Below are 21,534 nucleotides of genomic sequence, written 5' to 3' on the forward strand. Positions count from 1 at the left end.
CCTTTAATTCCTATATTATATTCTCTTACTTTCTAGTTCTTTTTCTTGAAGTAGCTGATTTGTATATAATCTATAGTAGTATCCTTTTCTTCTTAGCAATTCTTTATGATTTCCAGCTTCTATTATCTTGCCTTTTCTTATAACAAGAATTTTATCTGCCGATACTATGGTAGAGAGTCTATGGGCTATTATAAAACTTGTTCTCCCTGATAGAGTTTTTTCTATAGCATTTTCTATCATTTTTTCTGTTTCTGTATCAATAGATGAAGTAGCTTCATCCAGTACAAAAATAGCCGGATTTGCTATAATTGCTCTAGCAAAAGAGATAAGCTGTTTTTCTCCCGTGGATAGATTTCCTCCGCCTTCTCCCACCTCAGTGTCATAGCCTTTCTCCATATTCATAATAAAATTATGAGCATTTACAAGCTTTGCTGCTTCTTCAATTTCCTCTTGCGAAGCATCAAGTTTTCCATATCTTATATTATCCTTGATGGTTCCGCTAAACAAATGAGGGCTTTGAAGAACATAACCTAAGTTTGATTGAAGCCATAAAAGAGATCGTTCTCTATAATCTTTTCCATCGATTAATATCTCTCCACTATTTGGTTCATAGAATCTACATAGTAAATTTACAATAGTACTCTTCCCGGAACCAGTTTCTCCAACCAAGGCTATAGTTTCTCCTTTTTTGACCTTTAAATTGAAGTTCTGCAGTACTTTTTCTCCATTTTTATAAGAAAAGTTTACATTTTTAAATTCTATTTCTCCGTAAATCCTTTCCCAATTTTCTTTGTTTGGATTAAATAAGTCTCCATAAATTTTCACTACATCTTTTTTATCCCATATATCTGGTTCTGTCTCTACAAGAGTTATTATTCTCTCTGCTGAAGCCTGAGCATTCTGCAGTTCCGCTAAAGTTTCTGCCAATCTACTTAATGGATCAAAGAACTGTATAGTGTATGAAATAAACATTACAAAAGTACCATAGGTTAAAGTTTCCGTAATTACTTTATCTCCTCCAAACCAAAGAGCTAACCCTGTTCCTATGCTTCCCATGGATATAACTATGGGAAGAAATAGTGATGAAAACATTACTGCCCTTACTGCTGAGTGTCTCATGCTGTCGGCATCTCTCTTAAACTCTTTTAAATTTTCATTTTCACGTACTAAAGTCTTAGTAGTTTTTGCAGCTGCTACCTCTTCACTAAAGTCCGCAGTTATCTGTGAGTTTAATTTCCTAACTTTTCTGTAAGATTTTAAAATTTTCCTTTGAAAAAACATTCCTATGACAAATAATACTGGAACTACACACATGCTTATAAGTGTCATTTCAACGTTGTAATATAACATAATAGCCAAAAATCCTATCATCATCGATACGGCCCACACCATATCAATCAATCCCCAGGATACTATTTCACTTAGCCTTGTTACGTCAGAAGTCATTCTCGACATAAGCCATCCCACTGAAGAATTGTCGTAGTAAGAAAAAGATAGCTGCTGAAGTCTTTTAAACCCAAGTTTTCTTATATGATAAGCCAGTTCCGTCTCTATTTTACCGGCCTGCATTATAAAAAGCTTGACATTCAAGGCTTGAAAAGCAAATACTCCAAAGTAAGCCATAGTAAAAGCTTTGAGTCCATCTGTGCTTTTCTTTGCGATAAAATTATCTATAGCATATTTAGTTAAAAGAGGCAGCACTGCATCTATTCCCGCTACTATAATCATTAGAAAAGCCATTATAATAAGACCTTTCTTAAATTCATATAAATATTTAAAAAATCTTTTCCAGATACCAAGATTAAACTTTTCCGTTATTTTATATTCATCGATTCTTTCCATAAAAATCACCTCCTAAATTACCCATTACAAGCCACATCTTCATTCTCAAGATTATCTACAGAGTTTTGTATTTCCCAAATTCTCTTGTATACACCATCTTTGTTTATCAATTCTCTATGACTTCCTATTGCTTCAATTATTCCTCTGTTTAAAACAATAATCTTATCTGCATCCATAACTGTAGAAATTCTATGAGATATTATAAAAGTAGTAACCCCTTTACTTTTTTCCCTCAGCTTTTGTCTTATGATTTTATCTGTCTCCGCATCTACTGCACTCAAAGAATCGTCAAAAATCAATATAGGTAGATTTTTTATAAGAGTTCTCGCTATAGAAACTCTTTGTCTTTGACCACCAGATAAGGTAACACCATTTTCTCCTACTATGGTGTCATAGCCTCTTTCAAATGAAGTTATTACACCATGAACTGCTGCCATAGAAGCTGCAGTTTTTACCTCTTTATCATCTGCATCCAGCTTGGATATTTTTATATTATCTTTAATTGTTCTTGAATAAAGAAATGCTTCTTGAAGCACCATACCTATTCTGCTTCTTATCCACTTTCTTTCTATATCCATAAGCTCTACTCCGTCAATCTTTATAGATCCTTTATTATAGTCATAAAGTCTTAATAAAAGGTGCACTAATGATGATTTTCCTGAACCTGTAGGGCCTACTACTGCCACGGTTTCTCCTTTATTAACTTTAAAACTCACATTCTTAATTACAGGAGTGTCTTCTTCATATCCAAAAGTTACATTTTCAAAGCATATTTCGCCCTTTATTTCAGGTTTTAAAGCTTTGCGCGTTTCTGTTTCTTGAGGTACATGTAGTATCTCCCATATTCTTCTCATAGAGACTGTCATCTTACCCATATCCGAAAGAATCCTTCCAAGCTGTCTTACAGGCCAGAGAAGCATTGTTTCATAGGTTATAAATACTACTAAAGTTCCAAGACTTATATCTCCATTTACTGTGAAATAAATACCTGACATTAGTACTAACCCTATCTGAATTGTGCAAAGGAAGTCTGACATCCCCCAATAATTGGACATTAAATAAATTATTTTATAAATAGAATCTTTATATTTCTTATTTTCTTTCTCATATTTTTCTATTTCAAAGTTTTGTCTCCCAAAGGCCTTTACTACTCTCACACCTGTTAAATTTTCTCTTAATACAGATGTGAGAACCCCCTCCTGTTCATCAGCCTTTATAAAATTATGCTGAATTTTATTGAAAAATATTAAAGAAAATATAAATATAATAGGTACTATGCACATTGCAATTATTGTCATTTTCTTATTTAATGAACTCATCATAACAATGGCAAAGGTTACTATAAACACAGCTCTTCCTATCTCAACCATTTGAAGTGCAAAGAACTTTCTTACTGTATCTACATCAGAGGTACATCTTTGAATTAAATCTCCAGATTCTGATTTTATATGATATTCATAAGGAAGTTTTTGAATATGATCATATAACCTAACCCTTATATTTCTTGCCATATTTTCAGCGGCTTGCGCAGAAAGTTTTCCTTTTAAATAAAGAAAAATACCTCGTACGCAAGTTAAACTTACTAAGATTAAAGAACATATCCATAAGTTTCTTCCTAAAGTTTCTCTTCCTCCTAAAACTTGTACTAAATTTTCAACGGGTTTAGGAACATTTAAAGGTTTATTTCCTATTATAGAATCTATAGTAACTCTAATAACCATAGGTTCTATCATAGCTATAAAAGAAGCAATTCCAATAGATATTATCGCTATTGTATATAAAAGCCTGCTTCCTTTAGTCAACTCTATAATCTTTTTCATCCTATTCATCTCCTTTTAACTGCCAATATAGAGTTTTAGGTTCCAAATCTATATTAGCCTGGTCAGGTGTAAAATATAGAATTCCAGCCATTGATTTTTCTTGTAATTTCTTTTTTGTTCATAACCATCACTCCTTTTCAAATGAAACTCCTTCTCCCTTTAGTCGAATGAGTACACGCTGTGTAAGCGACTATCACCAAATCAAAGATTTGGGATATCTGCTTAACCCATTCACACAAAATCAAAGATTTTGGTTCTCTGCTTAAATATAAAAAGCCGCAGAAGAATTTTTCTACGGCTTTCAGACAGAAATTATTATATATATTGGGCATAACTCGCCCAGCATATATATAAGCAATATAAAAAGCCATAGGCATACAACCCATGGCAATTTTCACTATAATTAATGCTAACTATTAAAAGTTAACTATACCAAGGTCGTATATATGTGTTTTATGTTGTTTTGCACTTGAACTGACTGCTAATAACATTAATCTTCTAAACATACTGACGACCTCCTTATTTTTTAATATTGATTAATACTACATTATCCATTCTATACCTAAATTTCAAAAAATTCAATACATCATTTAAAATTTGTTTCTTAAATTTTGAAAACAAGAAATAAATCCAAAGCAAATATTCATTAATAGTTGTAATTCTGCATTAAAATCACCAAACTCCGAAACAATATACATAGAGTGTAATTTATATATTGTTTCAGAGTCTTTTTATATAAAGGAGGCATAAAATGTCTACTAGAAAACATTTATTAAAATTCTTATTTATTACTTTAGTTGCTCTTATGGTCAATATAGCTATATGGTATTATATGGGTTCCGAAAAAGCATTAGAATTTCTTGGTGGATATATTATCGAGCTAAGTCTTAGTGTTGACAATCTTTTTCTATTTTTATTGATTTTTTCAAGTTTCGGAATTAAGCCAAATTACCAAAAAAGAATTTTAAACTATGGTATTATTGGCGCAATTATATTGAGACTTATATTTGTGGTATTAGGTATTGCCATTGTAAATAGTTTTAAATGGGTATTATATGTATTTGGTGTACTTCTTATTGTAAGTGGTTTAAAAATTATATTAAATAAAGAGGAGGATGTATCTTTTGAGAATAGCAAATTAATTAAGCTTTTAAAAAAAATGATACCAGTTACAAAAGAACTCCATGAAGAAAAATTTTTTGTAAGAATAAATAATGTTCTCCACGCAACACCACTATTTGCCTTATTATTTTTGATAGAAGGCTCCGACTTACTCTTTGCAATAGATTCAATCCCTGCAATATTTGCAATAACCACCAATCCATTTATTATATATACTTCAAATATTCTTGCAATATTAGGTCTTAGAAATTTATATTTTCTTTTAGAAAAACTTCATAGTACCTTTGAATATGTAAAGTATGGAGTAGGTGTAATACTTATATTTACTGGTATAAAGCTTGGTATTTCATTTAAGTACCACATTCCTGTAGGAATATCTATTCTTATTATTGTTTCAATCCTTATAGTAAGTGTGTTGATTTCCATATCAATTAATAATAAAAGGAACCCTAGAAAAGAAGGCTCTGCCAAATAAGCAGAGCTTAATATTGTATTATTCCTTATTTCTTTGCTAGCTCTGCAATACACTTATTGGCATCATTTTTATATAGACCACCATGATAACATATTACTGTTTCAATATCATATTCTGTAAGTTTTTTTAGAGATTTTATATTTAAATCCGCATCAAAATTAATAAAATCAGGAGCTTTCACAAGTATTCCATCTTCAACAGCTAAAATATCTCCAGCTATAAGGATTTTGAGCTGTTTGAGATACAGGCAAATATGTCCTAAAGTATGACCAGGAGTGTGAATCACCTCAATTCCTCCGCAGTAAGGAAGCTCTTCTCCATCAATTAGTGTTTTATTTGCATCTGTTTTGCAGTCTTTAAAGCCTGCTTTAAGTTTTTCACATATAATTTTCATGTCATCTGACAAAGAGTCAAAACTCTCTTCAAGTTGCGTCAATTTAATCGGGGTTTTTACACCATTAATATATGCTTCCTCTTCTTTATGAGTAAGTACTTTCACACTGTTAGGTAGTTCCTTTATAATACTAGAAAGGCTTCCAATATGATCAATATCATGATGAGTAAGAATTACCATATTTACTTTATCAAATGATACACCAGCATCTTCAATTGCCTTACGAATTTGAGGTAACTGTCCTGGATACCCAGTATCCACCAAAATCAATATGTCTTTATCACAAATCAATGTTGGATTAATAACACTCCTACTCCCCATAACATTGCTGGATACTTCAAGCATTTCAACTCCATCAGCTATTTTCATTATTTGTTCTCCCTTCATAAATAAAATATTTTTTACAATAACTATTGACTTTTATATCGTTATATGATATCATTGTATAGTTATGCTCAACAATTATACAATGATACTATGTTTTCATATATAAGTCAATAAATAGATTAAAAATAATATAAAACGTATACCTATTATAAATAGATATACGTTTTAATATTCTTTTCAATCTTTTATGAGTTAACTTTACCTATCATAACCTAATATAGAAATTTTTGACTTTAAATTTGAGTTTCTATATACTTTAATGGTATAATAAAAAAACATCAGCAAATATATTAATAAAAATAACTTGATAACTGGCTTAAGGAGGTAAACGAATTGAATAAAAAGACTTTATCTGTTATTTTCACGCTGGCATTGACTATAATTATAAATGCTAATATCTTAGCTGCTCCAAGCACATCAGACGAGTTAAAGCAAACTCAAGATAAAAAGAAAGAGTTGCAATCAAAAGTTCAAGATTTAGACAAGCAAATTGATGATGTAATAAAAAAAGTTGACAGTAATAAAAATGACATGAATAAAATTTCTCAAGATATCAAAAAAACTCAAGTTAAATTAGAAGATGCAGAGAAAAACTCAAAAGCTCAAGAGGATTTATTTAAACAAAGAGCAAGAGCTATGTATATAAATGGTACTGGCAGCTACCTTCAAGTAGTTCTAACAGCAGATAACTTAAGTGATTTTATATCAAGAGTGGATTTAGTTACAAAAGTAGTAGGATATGATAACAAAGTTGCTGCTCAACTGAAAGAACAAAGACAAGCTATAGAAAATCAAAAAGAAGCTTTAAATAATGAGAATAATAAATTACAAGCTTTAAAGACAAGCAATGAAGTTACTTTATCAAAGTTGAGTAAAGATATAAAAGAACAAAAATTGCTTCTAAGTAAAACCACAGAAAAAGAAAAACAGTTAGTTGCCATGGAAGCTGAATCCAACCGAACCTCTAAAAGTGGTAGCTTATCCCGTGGTATGTCAAGCTCTACGTCTTATTCACAGGTACTTAGCATGCAGGCAACTGCATATGCAGGTGATGGAATCACTGCATCAGGTACTCCAACAAAGAGGGATATAAATGGATATAGTACTATAGCTGTAGATCCTAGAGTTATACCACTAGGCTCTAGAGTTTATGTAGAAGGATACGGATATGCTATCGCAGAAGATATAGGTGGAGCTATTAAAGGAAACATAATAGATGTGTTTTTCTACTCAGAGTCTGAAGCACTAAGTTGGGGAAGAAGGCCTGTTAAAGTCTACATACTTAATTAAAGAAGAGGCCATCCCAAAATAGATTACACAAAATATTCGAGATAATTTATAAAAATAGGATTTAGCACTAAAGATAACTTATTTCTTAGTACTAAATCCTATTTTTATCCGATGATTACTCAACTTGTTTTAGTAATCGCTTCATAACATCTCTTAATTTTGGTGTTCCGAGTTCTTCATGAGCTGTAGCCATAACTAATTTTATATCATTATCTGATTGATCCCATTTATAAGCTTTAATATCGAAAATAGCTTCTTCAGGAATATACTCTTCAATATCAGCTGCAAGTTCTTCTGCTAAGGTAAGATATTCTTCAAATAACTCCTCTTCTGTTAGTTCAACTATATTATATTCCTCTTTCATGATTTCATTTAAAATATTTATATTAATACTTAAATTAAAGGCTAGTATATCCTCTCTTTTTGAACCTTTGCTCATATCTTTGACTACTTTAAATTTTGTATTTGCTTCGATTAGTTCTTTTATTTCTTTACTATCTACAATATTATTACCAAATACTATGTACATTTTTTATCTCCTAAAGCTAATTATTTTTAATTATTATAGATTATATCATAAATTTACATTTCATACACCAATAAGCTATTTTACTCAAATAAACTTCCTAAGATTTTATTACCCTCTTTGCTTACTACTCCATAGCTATATATTCCCACCAACTGACCTTCATATTGTATTGATTTCCCTGTAGCTATTTCAGTTACAGTTTTTTTAGATGAATTATTTATGTATACTCGTCCATCTCTTAATATATATACATCTTTTTTATTCGCATATTCTTGTAATTGATATGTCTTCCAGTTGTTTTTATGTTCATTTAAATTAGCAACAAATATCTTATTTATATTCTCATCCTTCCCATTTCCTATATATATCTGATCATTATTATCAGTACCCAATAAATAATGTGCAGCATTCTCCCCTGTAGCTATTGTCTGTTGGTTTTTGCCCATTCTTATTCTATTATTACTTCTATCTTCATATATAAGCTGGTCTCCGTCTTGATTATTTATAACCGCCATATTTCCAAGTATAGCTTTCGGAAGTTTTACCACATTCATTTCAGTCATACGATTTATTCTATATATTCGATTTATTTGCTCATTTGTCTTTGCAGCAATATAAGTTACATTACTTGCTCCAGAAAAGACTATGTTTTCAATTTCACAATTACTATTTGGCAATAGAATTTCAAGTACTTCATTTTCGTCATTTTTACGTTCTGTTTTAGAATCTCTCTTAGCGTCATAAGCCTCAAGTTTTAAATAAATTGATTTTTTTCTTGAAAACTTCTCTGCTATAAGTATTACATCACTTTCTATATCCCACGTATAATAAGCTATTTTTGAACCATCTTCTACAGGTACTTTTTTCTCCTTATTGCTGCTAGTGTCAATTACGTATATGCTATCATCTTTGTAATAAGATATATAATTTCCATTGCGAGAAACTTTTATATCTTCTGCATCATCAGGTATTTTAGTGTTGATTTTAGTATGAGAATTTTTTAAAGAAATATCGACTTTTTTCACATTGAAACTGGTTTTATTGCCAATGTAAAATTTATGTATAACAAATAAACCACTTAATTCTAAAATTATAGGAATTAGAGTCAAAATAATTATTTTCTTAAGCACTTTCATTAAGATTACACTCTCCTCTAAGGCTTTATATATATTGCGGTAGCTACAGTTCTCTCCCCATTCCAATCACAGGGATTATTTATTACTTCTCCATTTAAATACATAGTAGAAGAAGATCCACCATCTAGATTGGTAGCATTTTCTACACCCTGCTGCAAAAGTATGTTTTGAACTTCTTTTAAAGTAGCTCCCGGTTTGCTCACCCTTCTTCCATCAATAACCAACAATACAAGAGTTCCATCGACTTTTTGACCTATAGCGGTTCTCGGATTTAAACCTACTGCATCTACAGATACAGTTTTTCCATTTATTATAAGCGGAGGATCAAAAGAAATTGCTTCTTTTACATTTTGTGACAATAATTCATCTAAACTATGCATTCCAACTATAAGTTTTCCAGTTGAGGTAAAAGCTGCTACACTCACTTTTTCACTTGGATTTACATTATTAATGCTTTTTCCTTCAGATATTACAATTCCATCAGGATATGCTCCTGTCCCTACCCAGAGCTTGCCATTTGTCCCTTTGTCTACAAAACCTCCTCCGTTTATCGCTGCAATTGCTCCATTGTCTTGAGCTATTTCACTTGTTTTTTGCCCAACTTGTCCTAGTTTTTTAGTATAACCTACTTTTACTCTGGTTGGATCTTTAACTTCAAGGATATAACCATCAAACCTCTTATCTGGTATATCATATCTTTCTATTCCCTTGTCATTAAAATGCTTTATAGTAACATTATCCTGATTTTCAGTCTCTTTTTCAGATATCTCACCACTTTTGCTTTCTTTCATTATTTGATTTATCTTTTCATTAGATAAAAAACTAGTAGCTATATACTGATGGGTGAAAGTTTTCATAGCTGTATTAACTACCATGTTTGTAACATCTTTAAAAGGACCATAAAATACTAATATGGGTGCTGTTATTATAACAACTATAATTTCATAAATTATAAAAGGTAAGAAAAACTTAAAGGTTCTTTTATTCTTTCTACTCTTTCTATTCTTATTAATATTTACCATATTATTTTCACCATCTCCTACTTAATTCTTATTTTTACTTCGCCAATATCCTCTGCAAAGTTTTCTGAGCCATTATTATAATTAAGCTCATTTATTACTAAATAGAGTTCTTTTGAATTATTAAAATAGCAACTTTGAAAATCTAAGTTTATGCATTTATCATCGTCCATCTCCTTAAAGTCATTATCAGAAAGCATATATTTATTTCCCTTTTCATCAACTAAATAAGGTAGTCTGTTATCAGAAGACTTACGGTTTTTTGTAAATGTACGTCCTATTGAATAACATTGTGATGAATCTATTTTATTTTTACCTAATTGTATTTTTGTTTCTATACGTGTAGGATATATTTCAAAAGATTTTATGTTAAAGTCTGTATGATTTGCAGAAAATTTAATGTTACTATATACCTCTGCTTCTTTACCTACTAGTTTCGGGTCAATCTCTAAATTAAAGTTCCAATCCCCTTTTATACTTATTGGCTCTCGATTAAATTTTGAAAGAAAATTATCATATTTTTCTTTTGAATAGCTCATTTTATAAGCTTCAGTGAAGCTTATAAACTTTAAATTCAATTTCTCAGGTATTTTACTTCCGTCACGACTTGATATCTCTAAAGCTCCATAAGTTTCCTCATTTTGTCCATAGTTTTTAATATTATTACCTAGGGATGTAACTATACATCTATATTTTTTATTAAATGTCAACAGAAAATCTCCATCCCTATTGTATAGCATTGCTGGAAGCTCAGTATAATAGTTAAAGGTGCTATCTAAAAGATCATTTCCCTTACCATCTACTATTTTAAAGTTTTGAAGAAGAAGATTTTTAAGTCCTTCTTTATTTTCCTTACCATTCAAAGTGTAGAAAACAAACAAATTCTTATCATCTGCTACTATACTATTTATGGTAACCTTTATATTTTTATCTGTTTTAGATTCATTTATATTTTGCGCCAGCCCTTCTTTTACTATAGTTCCTACATTTTTATCATAGTGATACTGCAATTCTCGAGTTATGGACGGCCCCATAGTAACACTACTTAATACTTGAGCAAATACTGGCATAAATTTAATACTAGTAATAAATAAAATAAATATAGATGCCACAGCTATACTTATTTTATTGATCTTTGATTTTTTTATTAGTTTCTTTTTCTTGTCTTTTATTGCTCTATTAATTGCTTTTTCGACTACATCATCTAGTTTGTCCGAAACTTTTATCTGTTCAAATCCGTTCCCAGGTTTAAAATCCATTTATATAAACTCCTCCTTTAACTCAACTTTTAATTTCTTCAAAGCTCTATGTAAATATGCTTTTGTGGTTCCCTCTGGAATCTTCAGAACTTCTGATATTTCTGAAATAGTCATATCTTGAAAATACCTTAAAATAATTATACTTTTTGACTTTACATTTAACTTATCAATGGCATTATAAAGATCTATGCAGCTAGGTATATCAAATTCTATGTCTGAAATATTTAGATTAAAGCTTTCGACTTTTTCATATTCATCTATTAAAACTATTCTTTTATTCTTTTTTAATCTATTTATTGCGCTATTTATAAGTATTCTTGTAATCCAAGTATTAAAATACTGTGGATTTTTCAATTTATTTATATCCATATAGGCTTTGTATATAGTATCACTTACAATATCTAAAGCCTCTTCTTCGTTTTTCAAATAAGCAAAGGCTATCTTATAAAGCTTTTCTTTACAAGAGTTTATTAATTCACTAAAGGCAACATTATCTCCTTTTTGAGCCTTAGTTACTATACTAATATCATTCATCTTTCCACCTCTTTACCCAATGAAAAATGCCAACATTTTTCTCTTGTTACACAAATTAGACAAACTTATTATACAAAAGGTTACACTAAAAAATAAATTTTATAACAAAATAGATGCAGCGAGACCACTGCACCTATACCTTAAACATCATATTTTTCTATTTTAGTGTCTTAAACTCATATCCTTGACTTTTTAAATATTCTATAATTTGCGGTAATGCCTTAGCAGTTTCTTCTTTGCCATAGGTATCGTGCATTAATATAATAACCTTTTCCTTGCCTGCAGTAGTTGCTTTTACCTCATCTAATAGCTGTGAAGCATTTTTCTTCTTACCTTCTGCATCTGCATTAAAGGCATTCCAATCTACACTACACAAATTTTTTTCCTTTAGTTTAGCATCAAAAGCAGGTAGATTAGGATCTTTATAGTATTGTCTAGATACATATCCACCAGGCATCCTTATAATTCTTGTGTTAAAATCTTGTCCAAGAATGCCTTTTAATGCATTATTAGTCTTGTCCACTTCTTGCATGAAATAATTTATATTAACTCTATTATGAGGGTACAACTTTGATAAATTATGAGTATAACTATGATTCCCTATTGCATTACCCTCTTCAAAAATTCTCTTTATTATTTCTTTACTTCCTTCACCTTGTTCTATATTTGATCCAAGTACAAAGAAAGTCCCCTTAATATTATACTGTTTTAATACATCTAGCACTTTTGGTGTTACTGTAGTGGACGGTCCGTCATCAAAAGTTAAATAAGCAATTTTTTTGCCATCATTAACAAGTGCTTGTTCAGCGTTAACACTTTCATTACTACCTTCATTTTTTTCTTGCGCAACAGCTTGGCTACTGTTAGAATTGTTTGCTTCGGTATCTGGACTTGTATTTTTCACTGAATTTGTTTCTTTTGCTGTGTTTTCTTTACTTTTAACTTGTTCATCTATCGTTTTATCACTACCTACGCTAACTTGATTCTGTTTAGCTTTGTTAACAGAAGTTACAGCGTTATTTTTAGCATTATGCAAGGCCTTAAATTTAGATGTTATGGTAATAGAAGATATTATTAAAATTATAATAAAAATGCCTGCCCTTATTCTTTTTTTTCTAATTCTTCTTTTTCGTAATTTAATATTTCTTCTTCTGATTATATCTTGCATTTTTTTACTCTCCAGTTCTAAATTAACTTTTTATTATGGCAAATGTTTGTCCAAAATAATATTTATATTACATATATAGAAGTTATTTATAATAATTTCCACATATATATTGTATCAAATTGTAGAATACAAGAAGTTACAAAAACAATAAAAATTATTACAAATTAGTTACAAAAATCCTAAATATCAGATATTAAGTCTTAATAATCAAACTATTTCTACATAATTGTAACACTGAAATATTTTAATAGCTTTCTTTTAAATTATAAAATCTAGCAGTATTTCTTTTCTGCTAGATTTTATAATTTAAAAGAAAGCTTAAGTTGTTACAATTTTCGCTTTTGTTTTTATAGGTATATTCTCCATCTCTTCTGCTCTATTACACTTAATATAAACTATCGAAACTATGAATGAAATGATATCCGCAACAGGATAGGCTATCCATGCTCCCACTACTCCAAGTTTAAATCCATAAACCATAATATGAAGAAGAGGAATAAGGACTAATATTTCTCTAAATATTGAAAGCAATAATGATGATTTTGCCATGCCCATTGCTTGATAGTAGTAGATTGCAACAAAATATGCCCCTACACAAGGAAATACTGCAATTACTATTCTAAAAGCGCTAACAGTGTAGCCTATAATATTCTGATCATTAACAAATAATCCAATAATCTGTTTTGTAAATATCATTGTTACTAACCATAGGAAAATTGATGTTACGGTTGCTGATTTTATTGAAAGTCTTACTATTTTCTTCACTCTATCATAATTTTCTGCTCCATAGTTATAGGCTGCTATTGGCTGCATAGCTGAGCTTATACCTATAACAGTAATAAATAGTATCATTGATACTCTGGTTACAAGACCTACTGCAACTATTGCTGTATCTCCTCCTATTTCAACAAGCATCTTATTTAATACTACAGCCAGTATTGCATCTGATATTTCTACTATAAATGTAGAAAAACCAACGAATATTATTCCTTTAGCTATACCTTTATCTAATTTACTTTCAAAGGATAAGCCCATTTGCTTTTTATTTTGCATAAACTTAATAAAAGCATATATAAAAGCAACTATTTGTGAACTAACTGTAGCAATTGCTGCTCCTTCAACTCCAAAATTAAATTTAACTACCAAAATGTAATTCATTATAACATTGCATATTGCACCAATAGAAGTACTTAATAAAACAATTTTTGTATTTCCAAAAGCAGTTAGAATATATGCCATTAAAAACATTAGGCCTTGAAATAATGCACCTATTAGAATAATTGTTATATATGTTTTTGCATACGGAAATATATTTTCGCTGCTTCCTAATTTTATAATTAAACTATCTCTAAATATATATATTCCAATTACTAAAAATACAATTATTGAAGTTAACACAATAAACGCATTTGGAATTATTCGTCTAACTTTTGAATAGTCATTCTCTCCACAACTTCTCGAAACTGCACTAGAAGTTCCTATTGCAACAAGCATTGATACAGCAAGAAATAATCTTTGCACAGGAAATGCAACTGTTAATGCTCCTATTCCCACTGCTCCTACAACTTGACCTAGGAATAATGAGTCAACCATATTATACATTTCAGCTACTAATAATGAGAGTATAGCGGGAATGGAGAACTTTAGTAGCAATTTTCCTATATCTTCTGTCAAGAATTTGTTCTTTTCACTTCTCCTGTCTCCATCTACTAACATAACCTTTCACCTCAAAACTTTTTTATTTATACTTCTATTATAAAGTTTTCCTAGAGTTCCAACATTCACTGAGTTGCTGAACAAAAAGTACAAAGTTGCACAAGTTAAAATATTTATGAATTGTGAAATAACAAAAAAACACCCTAAAATAGGTGTTTTTGTACTTTTTGAAGAGTAATTAGGACAGCTCCGTACCCTTCTATCTTTGATATTAAGTTATATACAGGCTTCTTTTTTGCAAAATTTAAAGATATTCTTGGCTGAGATATATTATACAAAACATCCATTTCCTCATAAGTAAGCCTTTTTGGTCTCCCCATAAGAGTCCAGTTATTAAAAGCAGATCCTATTTCTTCTCCAATTTCATATACAGTTACTTTATAATCATATTGAAGATTCTTAAGGGACAAGGATATTTCCCTTTCAGTAACTTGCTTCTTCCTTTTTTGTTTTATTAACTTTTCATTTTCTATAGTCTCATTTAGATCTTCACTAAAACTATAAATAAGAATTTGGTAATTATCTTCATAACTAGTTACAATATATCCATCTTCCTTTTTAATTAAAACATTACCCAACTTTGATAAAAAATAATATGCATAATAAGATGCTTTTCTTATACCATTAAGGGTTGTTATTCCTGGTGAACCAAAGAATAATTCATTGCTCATAACAGAATTTTCTTCTACAGTATCATAAGCTTTTAAGAATAACATATTATTTTTTTCATTTATGAAGTTATGAATTATATAAGGAATCATGTAAGAAGTATCAAAAATAGAGTTTACTGTGTTATCCTCTTCAAAAGCTTCCTCTATTATATCTTCCAATTCGTACTTGTAAAATATTTCCTGGGCAGCTTTAATGTAATCTTGCGGAAGATCCTTTGCTGTTCTAAACCTCCAGTTTTGGATTTCCTCTATACCATATAGATCTAGAAAATATAGAATAAAGCTTTCTAAAAGTCTTAAAAACAAGTCTATTTCATCAAATATTTTATCTAAAATTATCATAGGAATAAGTTTAATATCCACCATAAACTCCATAAGCTTTTCAACTTCATTCCAATTAAGAAAATCTAAGTTTTTATTAAAATAAATTCTCATATCCTTATGGAATAAATACTGAACTATACCATATTTAAAGCCTATATTTTTTTGAATATCCTTTACAAAGCTTTGCTCTCTCTCTTTTAAAAGTTCTATTCCATCACCTAGATTTATTATCTCTCTCCAATAATCCTTAACTTCATATCCTAAATCAGCAACATCAACATTTATCTTGATTATCTCTTTTTCATAATTAAACCTATAATAATCCTCAAGATATGTAGAAACGCACTCAATTGCCTCTTCAATATTAAGCTCTTCATACTTTTTAATTTTTTCATATTTTTTTTCTGGGATATAATTCTTCTTTCTGTATTGGAGAGGGGTCATATTATAATACATCTTAAAATATTTATTGTAATAGCGAGTGTGTGAAAAGCCTACGTCCTCGGAAATTTCTGATATAGTTTTTTCTGTGTCCAATAAAAGCTTCACCGATTCATGAACTCTGGTAGAATTTAAAAACTCTTTAAAATTAATGCCTGCCATATTCTTTATTTCATGTGATAGATAATAAGAGCTTAAAAATTCACGCTCAGCTATGTCTTGCAAGCTTATCTTATTCATGTAATTGTTATATATAAATTTAGATATTCTGTGATATCGCTCAAATTGTATATCATTTTCTTTTAAATCTTCTTCATCATATAGTAAATAATGAAAGTTGTTTAATAAATGAAATAACAGCTTTACCATATACTTTTCTATTTCTTCATTGTAATCATCACTTTTTTGAATGACTTCACAAGTAAGTATAGATAAAAATCTTCTTAAAACTTGATACTTTTCTTCTTCCTGTGCCCACTCTACCGTTGAGTTAGTATAAAAGTATATATTTTTCACATCGTTATAGTATTTCTCAAAAAATTCTATATCCATTTTAAATACTAATATTTTGTTATATTCATCATTAGAATATATTCTGTGGGGCTCATCTGCATTAACTATTTCAATTTCTCTTTCAAGCACTTCATATGTCTCAGACTCTATCTGAACATATATGCTTCCTTTTAAAACAAATATTATTTCTACACAGTTATGCCAATGAAGTGGGTACTCCTTAATTGTATTTAAGCTAATATTGACAGGAAGATGTTCCGTGAAAGTTACATATTCCCTTCTCATAAACCTTTCTCCATTTCTTTATTTAATAATATTATTATTTCAATTTTATCATATACAACGACATTATTTGTTAATATATAGTTACATTTAACATGAAATCCAAAGAGGTGTTCTATGCTAATTAATAAAAATTGATTGTTTTTTAATATATTTTTATTGAATAACAATAAATTTAGTGTTATTATATATCTAAGAAATATATGTTGTTGGAGGAACAAAAATGAAAATGAACTTTATTGGAGAAAAATCTTTATCATCTTTTATCTATAAACTTTTAAAAATTTGTCTTATAGCTCTAGTTGTATGTATTCCTTTAGTAATTGTAGGAATAGCTATTGATTATTCAAAAGGAGTAAAAGATTTTTATGATTTAACATCATCAGGCTTGATGATATCATTTATGCCACAAGCCAATAATGAATTTATTGCTAATTATAATATTAGATCTCTATTGTATAATATACCTGCAATAATTACATTTATATATGTACTCTATTCTTTAATGAAATTATTTAAAGACTTTTCAAAAAATAAAATTTTTGAAATAGAAAATTTTAAAAGAACAAGAACTATTGGTGTATTAATAGTTTTGCTAGGATTATTTGAAAACATAGCAAACTACATTTCTGCACTAACAATAAACAACTTGACAATCAACGGTATAACTTTTCATACTGATCTTATATCAGTTATAATAGATTCAAGATATGTGGGAGGTTTAATAATTATAATTATTGGAGAAATATTTAAAAGAGCTATTGAACTAAAAAAAGATCAGGATCTTACAATATAAATTATAACTAACTGTTGGATGGAGATGGTATGATGTCAATAATCATAAGATTAGATAGAGTTATGGCTGATAGAAAAATATCTCTTGGAGATCTAGCTGATAAAGTTGGTATAACCTTATCAAATCTCTCAATTTTAAAAACCGGAAAGGCGAAAGCTATAAGATTCTCAACCCTTGAGGCAATATGTCGTGAGTTAAATTGTCAACCTGGCGATATATTAGAATATGATCCAAGTGTAGAGGAAGATGAATTATAAAATGCAATGGTTTTTACTCGTAGTTAATTAGAAAAACCAAGACTATAATTTTGTGCGAATCGTAAAAAATATTATATAAATTTTAAGGGGATGACTCTATGAATTTAAGTTTGTTTAAGGAAATTAAAACAAGACACTTGTTTTTAAAAATGTTTTATATAACAATTTTATCTATAGTAATACTTATATTATATAAAAAGGTTTTTAACGGAACTTTAAGAGATGACCATATTGAGTTTTTTGCTGCTGTAATCACTTCATTATTCTTTGTATTAATACTTCAGTTTATGAGGCAAAATAAAATAACACTTAATCAACTTATAGGAAAACCATCTAGTAAAAGATTTATATTGGAAGTTCCTCTAACTTGGATTATAACCACAATAGGTGGCATAGGAGCAATGTTATCAGTTATTTTTATAGTATATTCTGCAAATCCTAATTTATTAAATTCAGTAAACTCAAATTTTGCTTCAAAACCTGCCATTTATAGTACACCTTTTACTGTTATCATTGGCTTCATATACGGAGTGATAATAGCTCCTATAACAGAAGAACTTACATTTAGAGGTATATTGTTAAATAGATTTCACAATAAATATGGAGTAACTAAAGCAGTCCTATATTCTTCATTAATATTTATGATAGTACACACAAAAATAAATCCATTATTGTTTTTTCTTGGAGTAAGTTGTTCTATTCTTGCTTATAAATATGATTCCTTGATTCCTTCTATATTACTACATTCTGTAAATAATTTTATTGTTCATTTACGGGATTTACTGACACCTTCAAACAGTTCTTCTACAGGTACTTTTAATCCAAACTTGGGTGTTTTCATATTGGGAGTTGTTTTATTATCTATATATTTACTGTATATTTACAAAAATTATCCTAAACGAAACTTATTCAATACAAGTAACAATTGCATTAAATATTAAGCATATAGGGTTTCAAAATTGAAAGATTCATATGCACATTTAAATTCGAATGTAAAGTCCAAATTGTTGACATTGCTTAGGTTTATATTCTTTCATGGAAATACAATTAGAATAGAATTGAATAAAGTTGAAAAGTTGTTTTGACGTCAAAAGGATTGTGTTAATAAGTTTCTAACATAAATATAGCCTGTATTCTAAAATGATACAGGCTCTTTTGATATAATAAAATTCCTTTATTTTCATTAGTAGAAATTGTATAATTAAAGTGTTCTATATCATTAGATTTTGGGGAGGTTTTAATATGGATGAAAATGAACCTATAGAAATAGTTGTCGAGCAGACATTAGATATCGATGCTTGGAAAGATATTATTAATGAAGTAATTGATAATGGGCACTTTGTAAACGTTTACAAAGAATTGAACATTAAAAATTATACCGAATTTTTTACTGTACAAGATAAAGAAGCTTATTCTATAGCTATTACTTGTTACATAGATGATTTTTACGATATTCTATCATTCCTCCAGGAAAGGAATGAAGCCGGAGATATTATATGTGTAAATCAAGGCATAGAAGAATTAAATGACGAAATTGAATTCTCTGAGGATGTTAAATAAAAGGAAAAAATAATTACCTACATAAATTAATAGCTAAAGCCTGCATCCTAAAATACATATGCTATATCATATGTATTTTAGGATGATTCAAATTGTTACCTTCCTTTTATCAAATCCACCATAGTTCGCTTTGGTTGGCAAAATAATTCCTTAACACCTTCTCGGAATTGCTCGTGTGTGATGTGAGCCTCATGTGTTCCTATAACAATCTTAATATTCGGAAAGTGCTCCTGTAACAATTTCTTATACTTTTCCTTATAAGGACACAAGGCTTCCATACAATATGAAAAGTGAATCGCATCAATCCTAAATTCCGCCAACGCACGTATTCGACTTAGCAACTTTTCAGGACCCGCTAAAGTTGGACATCCTGAGCAGTTAATAATTCCAATAAGGTCTAACTTTTCATCATTTGGGTATTGACTAAATGCACCTTTTCTTTTTCTTAAATCGTTTAGACAACTAACAGATGAACAACCTAAATCCTGAGTTGCGCTAGAACAAGTTAAAATTCCAATTCTCATCTTACATCTCTCCTCTTATTTCATTCTTAAATGTATATATTTCCACATCTTAACCGAATTTCCTCTTAGGACTTTTAATTCTTATATTGTAAAATATTTGTTATTTGTGATAACATTAATCTTGGACATATTTTTATTTTGGAGATGGTTTGCTTGGATAGAAAAGTCAATAACAAATGTATAGTCTGTGGAGATATTGCATATTCTAAGTTGTTATGCTATTCCCACTTTAAATTACTACATAGAAAGTTATTGCGCAAAATAAAGCTTTATAAAGAAAGCCCTGTCGCAATAAAACAAACTATATTAGAAGCTGAGAACCTTTTAAAGAATAATAGAAGTCTTAAGCATAGAGAAGATAGCTGTAAAGTATGCGGACAACCTTGTGATGGTGAATTATGTGCGATGCATAGAAAAATTAATCGTTATTTGAATAAAAAAAGCCCTAAGGGCTTATTATAGCTTACTTTAAATAAAATCCTGTAGTTTCTCCACTTCCATTATGCTAAAGGCGCCTAAGTCCTAAGACCTAAACGCCTTTATATATGTTTGTGCTTAACACGCTATTTATTATATTATTTATTTTAGATATGAAAAAGATACCTAATTTGAACTCCTAAAAATATGCTTCTAGCGCAATATCCACTGCTTTTGATATTTTGTGATTTTTGTTAATTAGTCTAATTAATGTGTTATTATCTTTTATGATATGTGTGGTTTTATCAGCCAATATCTTTAATTTCCCATGCTCGGTGTAAAACTCAATACTACCATCTTTTATTTTCCCCTTTTTTTCTAATTCCTTTAATAATGCTGTATACATTTCAAAACACCTCCCATATATTAATTTCTATATTAAAAGGAGGTTTCCTTCTTTTTTAATTATATTTTTAATCACACTTGAATTGCTGCTAATACAACCCATCAACTAGCAATAATAATGTTGCAAACTTATACTTACTCTTCATAAATAAGGCTGTTGATATTGCAAGTATTGTTAAATCAGCTCGATTCATACTGTTCACAAACCAATATATTAATATACTTTTCATCTTATTCTCCTTATAGCTTCACCTCTACTTCGTCTATAACTATCATATACGATCCATATTATTATCCTTATTTTAACTATGGATATGCTGCCCTTTTTTAGCTGGATTTGCACTTGGATCTTTTTTTAATGTTATAAGCTATTTATTATAAACAAAAGGCACTCTTATTCATTATACTATATTTAAATGAATAGGGTGCCTTTACTGTTTGCCACACAGATGTAATCCCTGTTGTGTGACACAGCTTCTATGATATTAAGTCCATGATACTATTATAACACTATATTTGCTGTAATTTAATGCAACTTTAATGCCTATTTAGAAACTTATTTAAATTCTCTCCAGTATGGGCTATGCATATATTTTTCCTCCTTGATATTAATTTTTATAAAACCTTATATTTATCTTTTATCTGCACACTAT

Annotated in this window: 21 protein-coding genes; 7 read left to right on the forward strand and 14 right to left on the reverse strand. The window is 29.4% G+C overall.

Annotated features, from left to right (window positions below; all coding sequences use genetic code 11):
• Positions 1-15 precede the first annotated feature (15 nt).
• Positions 16-1,842, reverse strand: a complete 1,827-nt coding sequence (locus ACZ5N4_RS18940) for an ABC transporter ATP-binding protein (RefSeq protein ID WP_464204072.1) — start codon at positions 1,840-1,842, stop codon at positions 16-18.
• 17 nt (positions 1,843-1,859) lie between these two features.
• Positions 1,860-3,662 (reverse strand): ABC transporter ATP-binding protein, encoded by a 1,803-nt coding sequence (locus ACZ5N4_RS18945; protein ID WP_464204073.1) that lies wholly within the window; start codon positions 3,660-3,662, stop codon positions 1,860-1,862.
• A gap of 751 nt (positions 3,663-4,413) precedes the next feature.
• Here ACZ5N4_RS18945 and ACZ5N4_RS18950 point away from each other — a divergent pair.
• Positions 4,414-5,259, forward strand: a complete 846-nt coding sequence (locus ACZ5N4_RS18950; RefSeq protein WP_464204074.1) for a TerC/Alx family metal homeostasis membrane protein — start codon at positions 4,414-4,416, stop codon at positions 5,257-5,259.
• A 25-nt stretch (positions 5,260-5,284) separates the two neighbouring features.
• Here ACZ5N4_RS18950 and ACZ5N4_RS18955 read toward each other — a convergent pair whose 3' ends face one another.
• Positions 5,285-6,022: an MBL fold metallo-hydrolase gene (locus tag ACZ5N4_RS18955; RefSeq protein ID WP_464204075.1), complete on the reverse strand. Its 738-nt coding sequence runs from the start codon at positions 6,020-6,022 to the stop codon at positions 5,285-5,287.
• Positions 6,023-6,373: 351 nt separating this feature from the next.
• Here ACZ5N4_RS18955 and ACZ5N4_RS18960 point away from each other — a divergent pair, with 351 nt between their 5' ends.
• On the forward strand, positions 6,374-7,330 hold the full coding sequence (locus ACZ5N4_RS18960; RefSeq protein ID WP_464204076.1) for a 3D domain-containing protein: 957 nt from the start codon (positions 6,374-6,376) through the stop codon (positions 7,328-7,330).
• A gap of 115 nt (positions 7,331-7,445) precedes the next feature.
• Here the strand turns inward: ACZ5N4_RS18960 and ACZ5N4_RS18965 are convergent, their stop codons facing one another.
• From ACZ5N4_RS18965 to ACZ5N4_RS19000, 8 genes are all read right to left on the reverse strand, one after another.
• Positions 7,446-7,859 (reverse strand): hypothetical protein, encoded by a 414-nt coding sequence (locus ACZ5N4_RS18965; protein ID WP_464204077.1) that lies wholly within the window; start codon positions 7,857-7,859, stop codon positions 7,446-7,448.
• A gap of 80 nt (positions 7,860-7,939) precedes the next feature.
• The gene (locus ACZ5N4_RS18970) at positions 7,940-8,995 is read right to left on the reverse strand and encodes a hypothetical protein (RefSeq protein ID WP_464204078.1); all 1,056 of its coding nucleotides are present in this window, start codon (positions 8,993-8,995) and stop codon (positions 7,940-7,942) included.
• A gap of 17 nt (positions 8,996-9,012) precedes the next feature.
• Entirely contained in the window at positions 9,013-10,017 is a 1,005-nt protein-coding gene (locus tag ACZ5N4_RS18975) for a phosphodiester glycosidase family protein (RefSeq protein ID WP_464204079.1), read from the reverse strand.
• A gap of 17 nt (positions 10,018-10,034) precedes the next feature.
• Complete coding sequence (locus tag ACZ5N4_RS18980; protein ID WP_464204081.1) at positions 10,035-11,273, reverse strand: DUF4179 domain-containing protein; 1,239 nt, start codon at positions 11,271-11,273, stop codon at positions 10,035-10,037.
• A complete protein-coding gene (locus tag ACZ5N4_RS18985) occupies positions 11,274-11,807 on the reverse strand; it encodes a sigma-70 family RNA polymerase sigma factor (protein ID WP_178906641.1) in 534 nt (177 codons plus the stop codon). It abuts the gene before it with no gap.
• Positions 11,808-11,964: 157 nt separating this feature from the next.
• The gene (locus ACZ5N4_RS18990; protein WP_464204082.1) at positions 11,965-12,975 is read right to left on the reverse strand and encodes a polysaccharide deacetylase family protein; all 1,011 of its coding nucleotides are present in this window, start codon (positions 12,973-12,975) and stop codon (positions 11,965-11,967) included.
• A 318-nt stretch (positions 12,976-13,293) separates the two neighbouring features.
• Complete coding sequence (locus ACZ5N4_RS18995; protein WP_464204083.1) at positions 13,294-14,691, reverse strand: MATE family efflux transporter; 1,398 nt, start codon at positions 14,689-14,691, stop codon at positions 13,294-13,296.
• Positions 14,692-14,834: 143 nt separating this feature from the next.
• The gene (locus tag ACZ5N4_RS19000) at positions 14,835-16,925 is read right to left on the reverse strand and encodes an AraC family transcriptional regulator (RefSeq protein WP_464204084.1); all 2,091 of its coding nucleotides are present in this window, start codon (positions 16,923-16,925) and stop codon (positions 14,835-14,837) included.
• 220 nt (positions 16,926-17,145) lie between these two features.
• Here ACZ5N4_RS19000 and ACZ5N4_RS19005 point away from each other — a divergent pair, with 220 nt between their 5' ends.
• From ACZ5N4_RS19005 to ACZ5N4_RS19020, 4 genes are all read left to right on the forward strand, one after another.
• Positions 17,146-17,718 carry a DUF2975 domain-containing protein gene (locus tag ACZ5N4_RS19005; protein WP_464204085.1) on the forward strand — a complete coding sequence of 191 codons (573 nt, stop codon included), beginning with the start codon at positions 17,146-17,148 and terminating at the stop codon, positions 17,716-17,718.
• Positions 17,719-17,750: 32 nt separating this feature from the next.
• Positions 17,751-17,975 carry a helix-turn-helix domain-containing protein gene (locus ACZ5N4_RS19010; RefSeq protein WP_464204086.1) on the forward strand — a complete coding sequence of 75 codons (225 nt, stop codon included), beginning with the start codon at positions 17,751-17,753 and terminating at the stop codon, positions 17,973-17,975.
• Between the two features lie 98 nt (positions 17,976-18,073).
• On the forward strand, positions 18,074-18,916 hold the full coding sequence (locus ACZ5N4_RS19015; RefSeq protein ID WP_464204087.1) for a lysostaphin resistance A-like protein: 843 nt from the start codon (positions 18,074-18,076) through the stop codon (positions 18,914-18,916).
• Between the two features lie 301 nt (positions 18,917-19,217).
• Positions 19,218-19,535: a hypothetical protein gene (locus ACZ5N4_RS19020; protein ID WP_464204088.1), complete on the forward strand. Its 318-nt coding sequence runs from the start codon at positions 19,218-19,220 to the stop codon at positions 19,533-19,535.
• Between the two features lie 95 nt (positions 19,536-19,630).
• Here the strand turns inward: ACZ5N4_RS19020 and ACZ5N4_RS19025 are convergent, their stop codons facing one another.
• Positions 19,631-20,059 (reverse strand): CGGC domain-containing protein, encoded by a 429-nt coding sequence (locus tag ACZ5N4_RS19025; RefSeq protein ID WP_464204089.1) that lies wholly within the window; start codon positions 20,057-20,059, stop codon positions 19,631-19,633.
• A gap of 153 nt (positions 20,060-20,212) precedes the next feature.
• Between ACZ5N4_RS19025 and ACZ5N4_RS19030 the strand changes: the two genes are divergently transcribed.
• Entirely contained in the window at positions 20,213-20,521 is a 309-nt protein-coding gene (locus ACZ5N4_RS19030; protein ID WP_464204090.1) for a hypothetical protein, read from the forward strand.
• Positions 20,522-20,675: 154 nt separating this feature from the next.
• Here the strand turns inward: ACZ5N4_RS19030 and ACZ5N4_RS19035 are convergent, their stop codons facing one another.
• Positions 20,676-20,882 carry a hypothetical protein gene (locus ACZ5N4_RS19035; RefSeq protein WP_464204091.1) on the reverse strand — a complete coding sequence of 69 codons (207 nt, stop codon included), beginning with the start codon at positions 20,880-20,882 and terminating at the stop codon, positions 20,676-20,678.
• An 88-nt stretch (positions 20,883-20,970) separates the two neighbouring features.
• Positions 20,971-21,111 (reverse strand): hypothetical protein, encoded by a 141-nt coding sequence (locus ACZ5N4_RS19040; protein ID WP_464204092.1) that lies wholly within the window; start codon positions 21,109-21,111, stop codon positions 20,971-20,973.
• Between the last annotated feature and the right edge of the window lie 423 nt (positions 21,112-21,534).

The organism is Clostridium nitrophenolicum (assembly GCF_055391695.1).

What these genes read in the sequence shown, in the direction of transcription:
- ACZ5N4_RS18940 (WP_464204072.1), bottom strand. Translation starts at nt 1,842, where the DNA reads ATGGAAAGAATCGATGAATATAAAATAACGGAAAAGTTTAATCTTGGT.
- ACZ5N4_RS18945 (WP_464204073.1), bottom strand. Translation starts at nt 3,662, where the DNA reads ATGAAAAAGATTATAGAGTTGACTAAAGGAAGCAGGCTTTTATATACA.
- ACZ5N4_RS18950 (WP_464204074.1), top strand. Translation starts at nt 4,414, where the DNA reads ATGTCTACTAGAAAACATTTATTAAAATTCTTATTTATTACTTTAGTT.
- ACZ5N4_RS18955 (WP_464204075.1), bottom strand. Translation starts at nt 6,022, where the DNA reads ATGAAAATAGCTGATGGAGTTGAAATGCTTGAAGTATCCAGCAATGTT.
- ACZ5N4_RS18965 (WP_464204077.1), bottom strand. Translation starts at nt 7,859, where the DNA reads ATGTACATAGTATTTGGTAATAATATTGTAGATAGTAAAGAAATAAAA.
- ACZ5N4_RS18970 (WP_464204078.1), bottom strand. Translation starts at nt 8,995, where the DNA reads ATGAAAGTGCTTAAGAAAATAATTATTTTGACTCTAATTCCTATAATT.
- ACZ5N4_RS18975 (WP_464204079.1), bottom strand. Translation starts at nt 10,017, where the DNA reads ATGGTAAATATTAATAAGAATAGAAAGAGTAGAAAGAATAAAAGAACC.
- ACZ5N4_RS18980 (WP_464204081.1), bottom strand. Translation starts at nt 11,273, where the DNA reads ATGGATTTTAAACCTGGGAACGGATTTGAACAGATAAAAGTTTCGGAC.
- ACZ5N4_RS18985 (WP_178906641.1), bottom strand. Translation starts at nt 11,807, where the DNA reads ATGAATGATATTAGTATAGTAACTAAGGCTCAAAAAGGAGATAATGTT.
- ACZ5N4_RS18990 (WP_464204082.1), bottom strand. Translation starts at nt 12,975, where the DNA reads ATGCAAGATATAATCAGAAGAAGAAATATTAAATTACGAAAAAGAAGA.
- ACZ5N4_RS18995 (WP_464204083.1), bottom strand. Translation starts at nt 14,691, where the DNA reads ATGTTAGTAGATGGAGACAGGAGAAGTGAAAAGAACAAATTCTTGACA.
- ACZ5N4_RS19000 (WP_464204084.1), bottom strand. Translation starts at nt 16,925, where the DNA reads ATGAGAAGGGAATATGTAACTTTCACGGAACATCTTCCTGTCAATATT.
- ACZ5N4_RS19005 (WP_464204085.1), top strand. Translation starts at nt 17,146, where the DNA reads ATGAAAATGAACTTTATTGGAGAAAAATCTTTATCATCTTTTATCTAT.
- ACZ5N4_RS19010 (WP_464204086.1), top strand. Translation starts at nt 17,751, where the DNA reads ATGTCAATAATCATAAGATTAGATAGAGTTATGGCTGATAGAAAAATA.
- ACZ5N4_RS19015 (WP_464204087.1), top strand. Translation starts at nt 18,074, where the DNA reads ATGAATTTAAGTTTGTTTAAGGAAATTAAAACAAGACACTTGTTTTTA.
- ACZ5N4_RS19020 (WP_464204088.1), top strand. Translation starts at nt 19,218, where the DNA reads ATGGATGAAAATGAACCTATAGAAATAGTTGTCGAGCAGACATTAGAT.
- ACZ5N4_RS19025 (WP_464204089.1), bottom strand. Translation starts at nt 20,059, where the DNA reads ATGAGAATTGGAATTTTAACTTGTTCTAGCGCAACTCAGGATTTAGGT.
- ACZ5N4_RS19035 (WP_464204091.1), bottom strand. Translation starts at nt 20,882, where the DNA reads ATGTATACAGCATTATTAAAGGAATTAGAAAAAAAGGGGAAAATAAAA.
- ACZ5N4_RS19040 (WP_464204092.1), bottom strand. Translation starts at nt 21,111, where the DNA reads ATGAAAAGTATATTAATATATTGGTTTGTGAACAGTATGAATCGAGCT.